Source organism: Paenibacillus sp. 01T443 (genome assembly GCF_056398325.1).
The window spans coordinates 631,929-646,993 of record NZ_JBFTPE010000005.1 but is presented as its reverse complement, the minus strand read 5'-3'; the positions used below and the strand labels follow the sequence as shown (position 1 = coordinate 646,993).

Genomic DNA, 15,065 nt, shown 5'->3' with positions numbered 1-15,065 from the left:
CGGCAATTATAAGCGATTTTTAATAAATATGGGAAGGATTGTGAGGAGTTAAGCTAGAATTTTGGATAATGTCCAACAATATGGAAGCAAAAGGTCCTGGAAAGGTTAGTTGGTAAAACAAAATGATAAATAATAATATGGTCCTAGAATCACATAATCAATGCCGGTTGCGGGGCTTAAACCCGTACGAGCTTCCTAAATATACAGAATGGTTTTCTAAAGAGGAGCTGGAATCCCGGCAAGCACACTACAAAGACGTTATCGAGGTTATCAGCCTATTTGTAGATAAGTTTTTATCCTCTGTCCCTGGCGATCCTTTTTTAGTTGCTATCACGGACGACAAGGGTTTTATTCTTGAATTCAAAGGGAACCCGTCTATTATAAGCAAGGTGCGTCAATTGGGAATAACGGAGGGAGTTCGTTTCTCGGAAGAGCTGAGTACGAACGCGATTGATTTATGCTTGCGTAACGATCTTCCGGTTCAGCTTCTAGGAGAGGACCACTACCATAAGGTATTGCACCAGCTTGCATGCTACACGGCTCCTATTCACGCGGAAGACAATGGTCAGCTCCTTGGAACGCTTTCGCTCATGACAGATATACAATCCGCTCATCCCCATTTACTTGCCCTCTTATGTACAATCGTCGATTCGATTGAGCGTGAGCTGCTGTTACACAAACAGAACACCCAGCTTCAAATCCTGAATCAGGTGCTGCTCGAGACTAATTATTACGGCGTCATTATTACCGATGCAAGGGGATCCATCCTAGAAATAAATGATAACAGCACATTCATACTGGGCATGGCAATCCACGAGAAACGTTTCGTCGTAGGTACAAGCGTTTTTCACATGAGCAGAATTGGGCAGTATTTTGAAAGAGTTATCCTGCACGGTGAGTCATGCGTGGGTGAAGAAGTTTCTATTATGGTAGAAAATAAGCTTAATTATTACATGCTTGATGTAGTACCTATCTATGACAATGAGCAGCTTATTCGGGTCGTTGGCAGCCTGAGGGACATTACCGAAATGAAGATGACGGAAGAGCTGCTGCGCAACAGCGAGAAGCTAGGGTTTGCAGGTCAACTCGCGGTAAGCATCGCACATGAAATCCGTAATCCGATGACCACGGTAAAGGGCATACTTCAATTATCAAGCAAGACCACCAATCCTCATTATTACAACCTGATGATGTCGGAGCTGGAGCGAATGAATGCCATTGTGGGCGAGTTTTTGATATTAGGGAGACCGCAGGCGATACAATACAAGGATGAGCAATGCGCTGTAATTCTGCAAGAGGTCTTGTCCGTATTAGAAATGCAATTCGAGATGAACGGGATTGTAATCCGTACACAATTTATTGAATCGACGACGATTCCATGCGATCGTGACCAAGTGAAGCAAGTGTTTTTGAATATTTTGAAAAACGCGATGGAAGCTTTGCCATTCGGAGGCGAGATAAATGTCCTGCTGGATATCGTCGATGATTACCAACGGATTCAGTTTATGGATAACGGCGTTGGCATGACAGAAGAAGTAAAGCAGCGCATCGGGCAGCCCTTTCATACGACAAGACGTGACGGGAACGGACTAGGCATGATGATGGTGGATAAAATAGTATCCTCTCATAATGGGCGTCTAGTCGTATCCAGCGAGCTGGGTATAGGGACGATCGTCGAGGTTTGGTTTCCTGCTTCATGAAAGAAGAGACGGCTATAATCGGCATTCAGCCGACGGGCCGTCTTTTTTTAAAATAAAAGAAAGTATAAATTTTTACCTTATACAGTGCTTATATTTCATCGCGAAACGAGCTTCTGCCGCTAAAGACGGCGTCAGCCGTTTACGCTTGTGCTGCTGTGAGTGCGAATCGTTAAGTCTTTAAGTTGCAAGCGGGAGCGCGCTTCGGAATCCGGGGCGCGCTTTTGCTTTCATCCGATTACTTGTAGCTGGAAATCTGAGCCTCGACCTTGGCAATGATACTTGTCGTTTGCTGCTCATAGGCATAGGTTTTTTGTTTATGCTCGTTAATTTGCTTAATATAGGCAAGCATTCTTGTTAAAGAGCTGGATGACGCGGCCGCATCTCCTTTTTTTACCGCTTGCTTTAAGATGGAGGTTTCGGTTGTGAAATATTTCTTGATGCTGCTGATCGAGCTTTTGGATGCTTTTATTTTCAATTTGATTGCATCGATACCGCTCAGCTGGTCGCGAAGCTTTTTTATCGACTTAGCCGTATTCGCTTTGGCCTCCTTAAGCGCTGCTTCCTTGCTTCGAATATCCAGCTTGGCAAGCTGAACGGCTGCTCTTGTCGTTTCGACCTGCGGCTTCAAGAGGCTCGTAGCGAGTTTATCCTTAAATGATTTCGCAATGCTTAGCTGCTGATTCAATGAGTCGTAGAGTCTGAATAAAGGCTCGTATTTCTTCTTGGTTTGCGTGACGGCGGACTCAAGCTGCAGCAGCTTATTCGCGTCAATTTCCTTTATTCGTTTGCGGGTTGCGAGCACGGCCTCCTCGTTTTGATAATGAAGCTTGTCGATGCGGCTATCCCAGTCGATGGTCTGCTTCTGCACGCTTTGAAGCTCGGCATACTGCGAGGTTAACTTGGCGGCTGTCGTCTTATCTGCCGCGCTTTTCATTTTGTCAAAAGCAGTTTTGGCGGTGGCGCTAAATTCAAACGATGCGGCTGAAAGGACGGACGGAACGGCTAGCAGGAACAAGAGGACGAGACCGAATACGGCTAACCTTGAAGCGGTTTTCATGAACAATGGAGCCTCCTTTGGTTTCGGCAATACAACACAAAAAAAGCACCAGTAAGATAGGCGGTATACGCCATCTCTTACGGGTGCTTCCATCGTAAGCCGAACTTATTTTGTTGATTCCATTAATATACAGGAAGCTTCCGAATGCCGTCAAGCGATTGATCTACAAGACAGCCGGCTTCGCATACTCATCTGGCGTTTTGCCGATAATGGATTTGAAATCCTTAATGAAATGCGATTGATCATAATAGCCGAGATCGACAGAGAGCTTGAGCGTGTCATAGTGTTTGCCTGTGTCCATAGCCTCTGCCGCGTTTTGCAGCCGATAAAGCTTGATGACCCATTTGGGGCTTATTCCGACATATTGGTTAAATAAGCGCTGCAGCTTTCTTTTGTTGAGATGAAAAGAATCGCAAATTTGCTCCACTTTAGTCAGCTCGGGATCGATTAGGATCCGGTCGATAATCTGATTGATGAGGGTAATCGATCCATCCTGCTGCGGAAGATGCTTTACTAACAAAGCGTCGGTAAGTGCGATCCTGTCCGCGGGGTCAGTCTCAGCGTTCATCTGCTGCTCATATTCGGCCGCATCCGCGCCAAATATCTCTTCGATAGCTAGCGATTGATCCGTCAGGTTGGAGAGCGCCGTGCGTATAAAGGGATAAAAACCGCCAGGGTGAAATTTAATGCCGAATACTTGTCCCTTGCCTTCAATTTTCTTCGTATACATTCGGCTGGCAACGCCATAAATACCGCTCCTGTGGTCCTCCATCACCAAGTTGACACATGGATTAGGGATCACATCCTGCAAAAAAGGAGGCTGGCCGGTCAAATCCCACCTTACGACCCAGTAGTGTTTTACAAAATGTCGGAGCGGCTCTGAGGGAGCGAAGCGGGAAAGCTGGTATTTTTTTTCGCCCTCGCTTAGCTGAAGTATACCCATGCTGCGTTTTTGCGTTGTATTTGGCATCTATAAATCTCTCCTATTGATCGATTTGTCGCGTTTTTACAATACCGGCCAGTTGGACAACGTTATACTTAGCAAAGAAAGCGCCAGCCGCTAACAGCGGCAAACCCTATATTTTATGATGAGAAGGAGTGTATCGCATGGAGTTTAAATATGAGTTTTATATCGGCGCAGCGCCCGAGAAGGTGTGGGCTGCGTTTGTATCGCCGGAAGGCACGCGGGCTACTTTTTTTGGCTGCGTCATCGATTCTACATTTGAAGAAGGCTCTTCCTTCCGCTATGTCGGTCCGGGTACGGATGGTGATGAGACGGTGCATATTTATGGTACTATTCTAGCATATGAGGAGAATAAAATATTTAGCGTTTTAGAGCATCCAGGCCCTTCGTATCGCCCCAATCATGCGGAGCTGGAATCGACCATTACCTTTAAGCTTGAGGCTGTTGGCGAAACAACCAAGCTTGTCCTTACTAATGACCGGTTTACCGAGAACCACCCGTCTTTGGAAACGGTGGACAGCCAGTGGTGGATGATCCTCAGCAATTTGAAAACTTATATCGAGACAGGCAAAGGTTTAGCGTTTGGCTGGTAGGCACAGCCGTATTCGTGAGGGCATCAGCAGCAGTTGATGCTCTTTTTTTGCTGCATAAAGGGTGTAACGATTTCTTTTCTGGGCTCGATTCTTTATACTGTAAAAAAGGACAGGCGTAAAACGTCTGCGACAACGGACAGGAGAGAGCAGAATGAGCTATAAAATTGTTTTTTTCGACATTGACGGCACGTTGATCAACGAGCAAAAGGAAATCCCTGCAGATACGGTCAAAGCCATTGCGGAGCTGAAGGAAAGCGGAGTTGAACCAGTAATTGCCACGGGGCGCGCGCCTTATTTTATTAAACCGCTTGCTGAGCAGCTTGGCATCGAATCGTTCGTCTGTTTGAACGGGGGTTATGTCGTCTACAAGGGAGTGCCGCTATATAAACGCGAGATCGAAAAGCATCGTCTGGAAGCACTTGTTAAGGTTGCTGCTGAGCATAACCACGGCCTTGTCTTTGAGGGCGAGCATAACTTTTTTGCGGATAAAGAGGACCATCCTTTTATTATAGAGTCCGTTAACTCTTTAAAGGTTGATTTGCCTGGTTTCAATCCGGAGTTTTGGAAAACAGATGGCATTTATCAAGTCTTCCTTCACTGCGAGAGCCATGAGGAGCATCTCTATGAGGGTCTGCATTCCGAATTAAAGCTGATCCGCTGGCATCCGCAGGCTATTGATGTCCTTCCGGCTGGGGGTTCAAAGGCGCAAGGTATCGAAGCACTGCTTGATAAGCTGGGCTTAACGTCTGCCGATGCCGTTGCATTCGGGGATGGCCTGAATGACAAAGAAATGCTGGAGACGGTTGGCTTTGGCATTGCTATGGGCAACTCGCATCCCGAGCTGCTGCCCTTTGCCGACTATGTGACGACGCATGTTGACGAGCAGGGCATACGTAACGGGCTTGTGGAAGCGGGCCTTTTAGAGCGATAAGCGGCGTCTCTATTTTGTGTGCAAATATGCAAAAATGTAAACTATAAAAAAGCTGATACCGCACGCTGCGGTGTCAGCTTTTTTTGAAATATAAGAAAGTATAAAATTCAACCTTATACGTTGCTTATATTTCACCGCGAAACGAGCTTTTGCCGCCAAGGACGGTGTCAGCCGTTTACGCTTGACTAACGGACAGCGGATTTCAATTCCTAATGTTTCCGTGATACAATGTTTATTGGAATTATTATACAAAAATCCTTCTGATTGCATAGGGAGGTTATGAGTATAGCCATGCCAATCCATATTAGCTAGCACGCCATAAAACATCGGCAGTCTGTGACTTTATTATCAAGTCCAAGACTGTCGATTGTCGTTTAATAAGTCAGTTTAATACTTAATTTTCCTTGAACCGATACAAAACAGTGGTACTCTCTAAACGATTTAAACGTAGAAGCATAGTAATGACTAGGTTAGGAAAGGCGGTCGATTACGGGTGGATTCTCAAAAGGAAAATACAAGCTTGCCAAGCTATGTGCTGCGGGCTGCGATAACGGAGGCCGGCTACGAGGAAGGCAAACCGATCATTCGTCAGATCTTGCTGGAGGTAGCGCCGGGAGAGCTTGTAGGATTAATCGGGCCCAACGGAGCGGGCAAGAGCACGACGATCAAAACGATACTCGGCTTAATGGCGCATGTGAACGGAGAAATTGTGCTTGGCGGTAAAAATAAACGTTATGCCTATGTTCCGGAGCAGCCGGTATTTTATGAATATATGACGCTGTGGGAGCATTTGCATTTAGCGGCATCGGCATTTGGTATTGAAGAGCGGCAGTTTGCAGTCAAAGCGGATGAACTTCTGGAGCGCTTTCGTTTGCTGGAAGAGAAGCATCATTACCCCGCTCATTTCTCCAAGGGTATGCAGCAAAAGCTGATGCTTATTATCGCATTTCTGCTGGAACCGGATGTTTATATTGTGGACGAGCCATTCGTCGGACTTGATCCGCGTGCGACAACTGATTTTCTAAAGCTGCTTGAGGGCGAGCGGGAGCGCGGTGCAGGCGTTCTCATGAGCACTCACGTGCTGGACACCGCTGAACGTATCTGCAATCGTTTCGTTCTCATTAACAATGGCTCGGTCGTTGCACGAGGCGGCTTGGAGCAGGTAAGAGATGATGCTGGCTGCGCGGATGACGCGACATTGTTCGAGTGCTTTCACGCATTGACCTAGGGGGCGGGACGTGATGATGACACCGCGTCAATTATTTTGGATACGGTTGAAACGCAATCAGAGAGAGCAGCTTCGTGCTTGGAATAGCGTACTTGACTGGACGGTATGGCTCTACTTGCTTATACCGGGACTATTTATTGGGGGCGGCCTATACCGCGAGGCGCTGCTTGATATGCCGGAGTGGGCCATCAAGATGCCTTGGACCGCGTTATATCCGATTTTGCTGCTTTTCCTTTTGTTATTCGGTCAGATTCGTGTTTTTGTGGAGGAAGCTGACCGGTTATTTTTGCTTCAGCGTCCGGAGTGGCTGCAGACGTTAAAGCGGTGTGGAATTGGCTACACGCTGGTTACGAAAATAATTATAATCGCAATTCCTTATCTGCTGCTGCTGCCTTTCTTAATCAGAGCGGAGGAGCAATCATGGCTTCAGCTTGGATTGGCCTTTGGCTTTACGATTGTGATGGGGATGATTTTGGCGCTTAGCTTACAGCTGCTAAATGGCAGGCTAATGGGCATGCGAAAGCGGTCACTTGAAACATTGATCACGCTGCTGTTTATAGCAGCCTATTTGATTCCGATGATTACGTGGGCGAGAGACATAGGTTTGCTGAGTATGTCCTTGGCTGCGGGCACTGTCGTTTTTTTCTTGCTGCTGCGCTTCGGACTGCGAATGCCTATTCAATTCGAAGCGGAAGTAAAAATAGAGAACGCGGCGCGTCTTCGCAGCACGGAGCTATTAATGAGCCAGGTTATCGAATCGAAGCCGCTTCTTCGCGTGAAACGGCCGTATTTGTTCCGTTTTTCCCAGCGTATATTCCGTAAGTCTGATGCGGGGACGATGCTGGCGGAAATGAGGCTGAAAGCCTTCTTGCGAGGCATGACGCATATTCGCATCTGGCTTGGCTTTATTTCGGTGGCTACGTTTGCGGTATCGCTTGTCCCTGGACTGATTGCAGCATTTCTAGTGCTTGCTTTAACGGTAATCGGAATGTCTTGGCTGCATCTCCAGTGGAAGCAATGGTTTGCGGAAGCATTTATCACGCAATTCCCCTGGTCTAGGAATGCCGCTCAGAAAGGGGCTGTTCTATCGCGGTTCTGGCTGCTATTGCCGCCAATACTCGTTTGGTCGGCTATTGCCGGCCATAAAATTGCGGGTCCGGTTGGTTTGCCCGCTGCCGCTTTAATCTGCGCTGCCGTATGGATGGCTGTGAGCAAGTATGACAATCGAATTAGAAAATAATTAGAATCCAATAGGAGACTGCTTGCCAAACGGGTGTGATCCGTCTACCCCCCTAAAACATCTCACGATGTCGTATTGTTTATACATAGCTGCAGCTAAGAAAATTATACGAGGGTGGTAAGCGAATTGAATCTAAAACGAATAATGGAATCAAAAAGAAATGCCTTTGTTGCAAAGAGCGCTTTAATTGGCATGCTTGTAATAGGCGTCGGGACAGGTAGTGTATTTGCATCGGGGGAGGCCTCCGCTCCGATATCCACTTCTGCGGTGGCAATAGATTTGCCGGCTGAGAAGGCCGTTTCGGAAAGCAAAGAAAAAACGCCAACCCTTTTGCCGGGTGATTTCTTTTATTTTATAAAAGTCGTATATGAAAACATCAGACTATCAATTGAGGCTGACGATGTAAAGGAGGCCGGATTGCTTGCGGAATTCGCTCAGGAGCGTCTTTCCGAAGCGGCTGCCTTGCATGCTAAGGGAGAAACGACGGAGTCGGAGCAAGCTCTTCAGAAGTCTTTTGAAAACCAACAGAATGCAATAGAATTGGTTGCTTCTGAGGCGGAAGATGAAATTGAGGAAAAAGATGCACAACAGGCGGTAAAGGTGAAATCCGACCTGCAGCATAATATTTTAGCTCTAACTGCAGCGCTGGAAAAGGTTGAAAACCCGCAAGCCCAGAAATCGCTTTTGAAAAATATTATAAAGTCTTTCGGCAAGTTGGAGAAAAAGCTTGCGAAGCTCGAAAACAAGGCTCCAGAAGAGCAAGCCTCTGAGACCATGACTAAGCAGGCGGAAGATTCAGCTCAATCAAAAACGGATACCGCTGTTTCCAGTGACGCTAATGTAACCTCTACACTTAAAAACGAAACGAAGCAAAAAAAGGTTCTAGACAAGGAAATGAAGCAGGAATTGGACTCCAAGTTCAAGGAAGTGAAAACGAAAGAAACAAAGATTAAAGAAGAAAAGATTAACGCAGCAAAGAGTAAGGAAACGAAGAAAGAGAAGAAAGAAGAGATTATTAAGGAACAGAAAGAACATCATAATAACCGTAATGAAAAAAATAATGATAACAAGTAAGTCCTTGGAGAGAAAACGGACCACTGATTCATTCAGTGGTCCGACTCAGTTGCTCATCACTGATGACCAACTATCCGATGAGGTACATAAGGTTCTTCCAACGACGTAACTTCTTCAGGTGTCAGCGTGATTGAAAGAGCAGCCGCCGCATCCTCGAGATGGGATATTTTTGTAGCACCGATAATGGGAGCTGTGACCGGTTCTTTCTGCAGCAACCAGGCAATTGCGATTTGAACACGGGGTACGCCACGTTTTTCCGCGATAGCCGCAACCTGATCTACGATTAATCGATCGGCATCCGCAGTCTTATCGTATTTCTGTTTCGCTATTTGATCGGTTTCGGAACGATGTGTTGTTTCCTGCGGATCTCTTGTCAATCGTCCTCCTGCAAGCGGACTATATGGAATCACACCGATTTTCTCAGCCTTACAGAGCGGCAGCATCTCGCGCTCTTCTTCACGGTATATGAGATTTAAATGATTTTGCATCGATACAAACCGGGTCCACCCATTTTTCTCGGCCACATGAATGGCCTTCAAAAACTGCCATGCATACATGGCAGAAGCACCTATGTATCTTACCTTCCCCGCCTTCACCACATCATGCAAGGCTTCCATCGTCTCTTCGATTGGCGTATTGTAATCCCAGCGGTGAATCTGGTACAAATCCACATAATCTGTTCCCAGACGCTTTAGGCTCTTATCAATCTCACTCATGATTGCCTTTCGGGAAAGTCCGGCGCCATTGGGACCTTCATGCATGCGGCCATTAACTTTTGTCGCTAGGACAATTTCATCTCGTTTGGCATAATCCTTGAGTGCGAGGCCAAGAATTTCCTCACTTGTTCCGTCGGCATATACGTTCGCCGTATCAAAAAAATTGATTCCAAGCTCTAGTGCTTTTTTTATAATTGGACGACTGCCTTCTTCATTGAGTACCCATTGATGAAACGAACGCTCTGCTACACCAAAGCCCATACAGCCAAGACAAAGGCGGGACACATCCAAGCCGGTATTTCCAAGTTTCACGTATTCCATTTGATGGATTCCTCACTTTCCAATCGATATATTGTTTCTTTCAAATGTAGTTTACTCCTTGGAGTTAACTCCAAGTCAAGCTATAAATAAGAACCCCATTCTCCCAACTATACGGAATGGGTATTTCCTGCCTGTATTTCACTCTTCTCATGTTGCTTTGTTTTCCGTAAGATAAGAAACGCGAAAATCGCAACGGCCAGACACACCCAATTCACATAACGAAATCCAATAAACTGGGCAATGATACCGCCGCCCAAAGTTCCCATCAACCTATCGGCTAGGGAAGCAGGCACCGCCTATGAAGGTTCAAGCCTGGCTCATTGGGGTAAGTAACAATAAACCCAATGCTTGACCGAAGAGGGTTTTTGGGTAACTTTCATGGAGGTGCAAGCAGCTATGAGTACAGACAGGGACATGTATGGTGCGGTGGAAGAGGAAATTAGGGCGCGAAAACAAGGAAACAGTTATATTCTAACAACGACAAAGGGAACGATCGGCAAGATTACTTACACGCTTGTTGACGTGGACACGTGGGTAATTGACCATACGTATGTAGATGGAGAATACCGCGGACGGGATTTGGGAAAGCAATTGCTTGGTTTCGTTGTTGATGAGGCTAGAGAAAAGGGAAGAAAAATTATTCCTTCCTGCTCGTATGCTTTGGCGCAATTCAAGCGGAATTCCGCTTATGAGGATGTATGGGAGAAAACAAATACGGAGTACTCCGATACGTATAGCTCTGGCGGAACAGGTACCACAAGCGGGAATATGCGTGAATAATAGGTCATTAGAAAAGAAGAGAGCCGCCAACCCTAGGGTTGGCGGCTCTCTTCTTTTTTCAGTTCCGTATAGTTATGTATCACTACTCACAAAAGTTTTTTTTGCACGTACAATAACCCAATAGATGTGGGATGAAAGGGAGGAACATCAGGGTGATAATTGTATCGGGCAGTCCGGAGTTTTCGATGAATCCGCTGACGCTTACGGAGCTGGAGAGAAGAATGCTGCAAGCTAAGCGGAACAGCCAGGTCGTTTATCGGTATCCGTCCGTTGATGCGCTGGAATTTGAGCTCAAGATGCGAACACATATTGTTGAAGCGGCCAAAGCGCTTTATGCCAGCGGCGTAAACTTTGCAACCTTTGAAGGGTCCAAATGCAATGAGCAATACTGGACGCGTACGGAAAACGGCGGGTTTCAGCTTAATGGGGGCGTGCTGCCTTCCGTTGGGATAAACGATATTTTTGAAAACGGGCATTTGTACGGCTTTGAATGCGCGGGCGCCATCATCATTATTTTGTATAAAGCGGTGCTTGAGACGGTTGGCGACGCGGTATTTAACGCATATTTTAAAAACCTGTTCCTGCGGTCTTGGCAATATGACCGCGATTTGAACTTAATTACGACCTATAATAAAAACGAAGCATATCCGGGAGATGTGCTGTATTTCAAAAACCCCGAGCATGACCCGGAAACACCTGAGTGGCAGGGGGAAAACGTCATCATGCTGGATGATAATTTATATTTTGGGCACGGCATCGGCATTGAATCCGGCCAGGAAATTATAAACGCGCTGAATCGGATGAGAAGGGAGAACAGCACCATCTCGGCTTATTTGCAGGACTTGGTCGTACACCCCGACTTCGAGTATTTGCGGGGGCTTTCGATGAGGGATGCTTGGTGGGAAGAGGAAAGCGCGGCCGAGCAAATCGGAATCGCGGGGAGAATCGGATCAGGTACAATAAGATATTAAGCAAAGCGGCAAGGTCAGATTGGTGCAATAAGCACCTGTAGGTGAGGCGGGAACCGCTTCAATTACGGGTGTTTTGCTTGCCTTCCTGATTAGTCATATCCTTTTCAAAGATAGGGTGAAATGGTATAACTTGAGTAGTTTATACATACTGGAGAGGTGAATATGAGTAAGATTAGCAAGATTGCATTAACGGCTATTATTGTGTTTTTATGCGGTATAGCTCCAGTTTACGGAGAAACGGCTTCTAATGAAAATATGCAAGTCATTGTCAATGGAGCGAAGCTTCCAAATGCCAAAGCGATATTAAAGAACGGTGAAACCTTGCTGCCATTTCGCGCATTTATTGAAGGGCTTGGCGGCAAAGTGGGCAGTGACCCGGAAACAGACGCACTGATTGGCGAGCTGAACGGAGAGACGCTGAAGGTATGGGCTGGGGAAAAGATAATGGAGTACAAACAGAAAGGCTACTATTTATCAAGCCCGGTTAGAATTATTCAGAACCGGACATACTTGCCGATTCGGTCCGCAGCAGAGGTACTTGGCTACGAGGTGGTTTTCGAGAAGAAGAGCCTAACGGTTACTTTGACGAAATACGGCTTTGGACAGGATAAGAGTATCGAGCGGCTTCTGGAAGGTTATATGGAACGCAGCCTGAAGCAGCCGCTGCAGGATGTTTTTATTGACGGTTATGAGGAGCTTATTTATTTGGATGAACAACTGTACGAGGGGTATGGTCCTTATCAAAGTTTTGAAACATGGGTTGGGGTAATCGAATATCCATCAAGCACGAGAGCGGTTGTCACCGCGGGCTACCGTTCAGAAACGCAGGTGCTGTATGAATCCGTTGAAACCGAATATTTTCTAATTAAGGTCGGTACCGCTTGGAAAATATACAAGGTTAATCCTAGGCATTTTCAAATGGAGCTGCCGAGTGATGTGAACAATACGGTTATTGAGCTAGAGGAGAATAAGCCTGCAGCCGTGCAGAATGTTTTACAGGATTTACATGCTTATTATAAAGCGATGAATGAAGAGAATTATGATCAGGCTATGTCGTTTACATCACCTTTGTATATAGCGGATTGGAACAGCAGAGCTCAGGATTGGTATAAATATGAAAAGATTTTAAAAAACCGGTTTGAGAATACAAAGACAAAGGAAGAACTGCTAGAAGCAAGAGTTCTCTATATGGATGATTCCTATGCTGCTGTTCATGCGCGAATTCTTAACAGTGAACAGCTGGACGGGGAGGACGAAGTAGAAGAGCCTTATGAATACGAACTCATCATCAGTATGGATTTAATCGATGGTAAAAGATGGACCTATAATAGCGAGCTTGATATTAATGGTGATTATTAATTTGGCCATTTGCAGGGAGAAAGTCGATGAGAATGCATGTATTAGTCGTGGATGATGATCCGTCTATTCGTGAGCTGCTGCGGTTTGTGCTGCGAAAGGACGGGTATGTCGTGCTTGAAGCGGAAAATGGACAAGCTGCATCCCAGCTGCTGGAGAATGAGCAGGTCCATTTGGCAGTCGTAGATATTATGATGCCGGGGAAAGATGGCTTCGAACTTTGCCAGGAGATTAGGCTTCATTATGATATTCCTGTCATAATGCTGACAGCGAGGGCAGAGATGGAGGATAAAGAAAAGGGCTTCGACGCCGGAACGGATGACTATATCGTAAAGCCGTTTGAGCCGAAAGAGCTGCTCTTCCGCATGAAAGCTTTGCTGCGCAGATATCGGCTTGTGTCCTCGGAGGTCATTCAGCTGGGCAGCGTTGTTATCGACCGAAGAGGCTATGAGATTAAAATAGGCGAAGCCGTTCTTACGCTGCCGCTGCGCGAATTTGAGCTGTTATCCCAATTAGCCAGCCATCCGGGCCGTATTTATACGCGCGAGCAGCTGATTCAGCTGATATGGAGCGCGGACTTTCAGGGCGACAGCCGCACCGTCGATGTTCATATCAAAAGGCTGCGTGAGCGTTTTGCAGACCGGCAAGGCGACTTCACCATCACGACGATTCGGGGTCTTGGCTATAAGCTGGAGGTGCGTGAAGGATGAAATCGTTATATGTGCGCATTGTTTTCACGTTTGTGATGGTCGCGATGATTAGCGGCCTGCTGGGGTTGCTGTTAACGAGCTTGTATTATCAATATAAGCAGCAATCCGGCAATGAGCAAAAGATGCTCGCTACCGCGCAAAGCATTCGCGATCAATATGAGCAGAATCCGCAATTGGATCTGGATACTTATTTGGCGCATACGGCTAAGCTTGGTTACCAGATTTATTATGTGAATAGGGACGGGGTGGGCCGAATTTACGGTTCGCCATTCAAGCATGGACAGCTGAACGAGCAGCAAATAAAGGCTGTTCAAGACGGAGAAGTATACCTCGGCATGGAGAAACAGAAGGACCGGCTGCAGCTGTTCTCCTATTTTAAAAATAGTATCCTGAATACGGTTGGTTTACCTATTCAGACGGATGAGGGCGAAGCGGCCCTATTTATTCGGCCGGATCTGCAGCAGCAGATTGGAGAGGTTCGCATTATTGCCGGCATATTAATCGGCATGACCTTTGTGATTAGTCTCGTGCTAATCATTATTTTATCGCGGCTGATCGTTAAACCAGTTAATGAGCTGACGAGAGCGACCCAGCAGATGGTTGCCGGTAATTTTGATGCGGGCCTTCAGCTCTCAAGAGGGGATGAAATAGGCGAGCTGGCACGCAATTTCTCGGCGATGACGCTTGCGATTAAGCAGCTGGACCAGATGCGCCAAGAATTTGTGGCTAACGTGTCGCATGAATTTCAAACGCCGCTAACTTCGATGCAGGGCTTGGCACGGGCCGTACTCGATAAGGAGACCACGCCGGAGCAAACGGATAGCTATCTATCCATAATCGAAATGGAAAGCAAGCGCCTATCCGGCTTAAGCAAGCAGCTGCTGATGCTGGCAGCGCTGGATAAAGAGAGCAAGCCGCTGCATAAAACGGCTTTTCGTTTGGATGAACAAATTCGCCAAATCTTAATTACGCTGGAATGGCAATGGACTGAAAAGTCTCTCCAATTGGAGCTTGAATTGCCCGACACGTCCGTTCATGCGGATCAGCAGCTACTTTATGAGGTATGGTTGAACCTAATTGCCAATAGCATAAAGTTTTCGCAGCCGGGAGAAGCCATTTCTATATCCATCGCAGAATCGGATGTTATTGAAGTAAAGATAAGTGATAAGGGAGTCGGCATTCCAGAGGAGGATCTACCGTATATTTTTGACCGTTTTTATAAGGCGGATAAAGCTCGGAGCCACAAGTCGGCAGGCAGTGGACTCGGGCTCTCGATCGTGCATAAAATAGTGGCTCTCCATCAAGGGAGCATCACGGTTCACAGCCGGCCTGAAGAAGGCACCTCGGTTATCGTAACGCTTCCGCGTTTGTAATGTTCTGTTCATCGTTCGTTCATCTTCCTGTTCGATAATACGGGAGAAGGA

14 protein-coding genes are annotated in these 15,065 nt (G+C 46.5%); 11 read left to right on the top strand and 3 right to left on the bottom strand.

Going from position 1 to position 15,065, the window contains the following annotated elements:
- Window positions 1–122 precede the first annotated feature (122 nt).
- Window positions 123–1,700 (top strand): ATP-binding protein, encoded by a 1,578-nt coding sequence (locus AC1DLI_RS10495; protein ID WP_477602186.1) that lies wholly within the window; start codon window positions 123–125, stop codon window positions 1,698–1,700.
- Between the two features lie 235 nt (window positions 1,701–1,935).
- Here the strand turns inward: AC1DLI_RS10495 and AC1DLI_RS10490 are convergent, their stop codons facing one another.
- Both AC1DLI_RS10490 and AC1DLI_RS10485 read right to left on the bottom strand, forming a co-directional pair.
- Entirely contained in the window at window positions 1,936–2,757 is an 822-nt protein-coding gene (locus AC1DLI_RS10490; RefSeq protein WP_477602184.1) for a hypothetical protein, read from the bottom strand.
- A 163-nt stretch (window positions 2,758–2,920) separates the two neighbouring features.
- Window positions 2,921–3,727, bottom strand: a complete 807-nt coding sequence (locus AC1DLI_RS10485) for a DUF6597 domain-containing transcriptional factor (RefSeq protein ID WP_477602182.1) — start codon at window positions 3,725–3,727, stop codon at window positions 2,921–2,923.
- A gap of 137 nt (window positions 3,728–3,864) precedes the next feature.
- On the opposite strand from AC1DLI_RS10485, the gene AC1DLI_RS10480 reads away from it, so the two are divergent.
- The 5 genes from AC1DLI_RS10480 to AC1DLI_RS10460 all read left to right on the top strand — a co-directional run bounded on the left by AC1DLI_RS10480 (window position 3,865) and on the right by AC1DLI_RS10460 (window position 8,787).
- On the top strand, window positions 3,865–4,314 hold the full coding sequence (locus AC1DLI_RS10480; RefSeq protein WP_477602180.1) for an SRPBCC family protein: 450 nt from the start codon (window positions 3,865–3,867) through the stop codon (window positions 4,312–4,314).
- A gap of 151 nt (window positions 4,315–4,465) precedes the next feature.
- Window positions 4,466–5,245 carry a Cof-type HAD-IIB family hydrolase gene (locus AC1DLI_RS10475; protein WP_477602178.1) on the top strand — a complete coding sequence of 260 codons (780 nt, stop codon included), beginning with the start codon at window positions 4,466–4,468 and terminating at the stop codon, window positions 5,243–5,245.
- Window positions 5,246–5,738: 493 nt separating this feature from the next.
- Window positions 5,739–6,473, top strand: a complete 735-nt coding sequence (locus tag AC1DLI_RS10470; RefSeq protein ID WP_477602176.1) for an ABC transporter ATP-binding protein — start codon at window positions 5,739–5,741, stop codon at window positions 6,471–6,473.
- 13 nt (window positions 6,474–6,486) lie between these two features.
- Window positions 6,487–7,713, top strand: a complete 1,227-nt coding sequence (locus AC1DLI_RS10465) for an ABC transporter permease (RefSeq protein ID WP_477602174.1) — start codon at window positions 6,487–6,489, stop codon at window positions 7,711–7,713.
- A 144-nt stretch (window positions 7,714–7,857) separates the two neighbouring features.
- Entirely contained in the window at window positions 7,858–8,787 is a 930-nt protein-coding gene (locus tag AC1DLI_RS10460; RefSeq protein WP_477602381.1) for a DUF5667 domain-containing protein, read from the top strand.
- A 56-nt stretch (window positions 8,788–8,843) separates the two neighbouring features.
- Here the strand turns inward: AC1DLI_RS10460 and AC1DLI_RS10455 are convergent, their stop codons facing one another.
- Window positions 8,844–9,824: an aldo/keto reductase gene (locus AC1DLI_RS10455; RefSeq protein WP_477602172.1), complete on the bottom strand. Its 981-nt coding sequence runs from the start codon at window positions 9,822–9,824 to the stop codon at window positions 8,844–8,846.
- Window positions 9,825–10,220: 396 nt separating this feature from the next.
- On the opposite strand from AC1DLI_RS10455, the gene AC1DLI_RS10450 reads away from it, so the two are divergent.
- From AC1DLI_RS10450 to AC1DLI_RS10430, 5 genes are all read left to right on the top strand, one after another.
- Window positions 10,221–10,604, top strand: coding sequence for a GNAT family N-acetyltransferase (locus AC1DLI_RS10450; protein WP_477602170.1), 384 nt, complete (start codon window positions 10,221–10,223; stop codon window positions 10,602–10,604).
- 152 nt (window positions 10,605–10,756) lie between these two features.
- Window positions 10,757–11,575 carry a protein-glutamine gamma-glutamyltransferase gene (locus AC1DLI_RS10445; RefSeq protein ID WP_477602168.1) on the top strand — a complete coding sequence of 273 codons (819 nt, stop codon included), beginning with the start codon at window positions 10,757–10,759 and terminating at the stop codon, window positions 11,573–11,575.
- A gap of 162 nt (window positions 11,576–11,737) precedes the next feature.
- Entirely contained in the window at window positions 11,738–12,934 is a 1,197-nt protein-coding gene (locus tag AC1DLI_RS10440; RefSeq protein WP_477602166.1) for a copper amine oxidase N-terminal domain-containing protein, read from the top strand.
- A gap of 26 nt (window positions 12,935–12,960) precedes the next feature.
- Window positions 12,961–13,641 carry a response regulator transcription factor gene (locus tag AC1DLI_RS10435; protein WP_477602164.1) on the top strand — a complete coding sequence of 227 codons (681 nt, stop codon included), beginning with the start codon at window positions 12,961–12,963 and terminating at the stop codon, window positions 13,639–13,641.
- Window positions 13,638–15,014, top strand: coding sequence for a sensor histidine kinase (locus tag AC1DLI_RS10430; RefSeq protein WP_477602162.1), 1,377 nt, complete (start codon window positions 13,638–13,640; stop codon window positions 15,012–15,014). Before AC1DLI_RS10435 ends, AC1DLI_RS10430 begins: the two co-directional genes overlap by 4 nt.
- Window positions 15,015–15,065 lie beyond the last annotated feature (51 nt).

Coding starts and splice junctions, on each gene's coding strand:
- AC1DLI_RS10495 (WP_477602186.1), top strand. CDS start 123: ATGATAAATAATAATATGGTCCTAGAATCACATAATCAATGCCGGTTG.
- AC1DLI_RS10490 (WP_477602184.1), bottom strand. CDS start 2,757: ATGAAAACCGCTTCAAGGTTAGCCGTATTCGGTCTCGTCCTCTTGTTC.
- AC1DLI_RS10485 (WP_477602182.1), bottom strand. CDS start 3,727: ATGCCAAATACAACGCAAAAACGCAGCATGGGTATACTTCAGCTAAGC.
- AC1DLI_RS10480 (WP_477602180.1), top strand. CDS start 3,865: ATGGAGTTTAAATATGAGTTTTATATCGGCGCAGCGCCCGAGAAGGTG.
- AC1DLI_RS10475 (WP_477602178.1), top strand. CDS start 4,466: ATGAGCTATAAAATTGTTTTTTTCGACATTGACGGCACGTTGATCAAC.
- AC1DLI_RS10465 (WP_477602174.1), top strand. CDS start 6,487: ATGATGACACCGCGTCAATTATTTTGGATACGGTTGAAACGCAATCAG.
- AC1DLI_RS10460 (WP_477602381.1), top strand. CDS start 7,858: ATGGAATCAAAAAGAAATGCCTTTGTTGCAAAGAGCGCTTTAATTGGC.
- AC1DLI_RS10455 (WP_477602172.1), bottom strand. CDS start 9,824: ATGGAATACGTGAAACTTGGAAATACCGGCTTGGATGTGTCCCGCCTT.
- AC1DLI_RS10450 (WP_477602170.1), top strand. CDS start 10,221: ATGAGTACAGACAGGGACATGTATGGTGCGGTGGAAGAGGAAATTAGG.
- AC1DLI_RS10440 (WP_477602166.1), top strand. CDS start 11,738: ATGAGTAAGATTAGCAAGATTGCATTAACGGCTATTATTGTGTTTTTA.
- AC1DLI_RS10435 (WP_477602164.1), top strand. CDS start 12,961: ATGAGAATGCATGTATTAGTCGTGGATGATGATCCGTCTATTCGTGAG.
- AC1DLI_RS10430 (WP_477602162.1), top strand. CDS start 13,638: ATGAAATCGTTATATGTGCGCATTGTTTTCACGTTTGTGATGGTCGCG.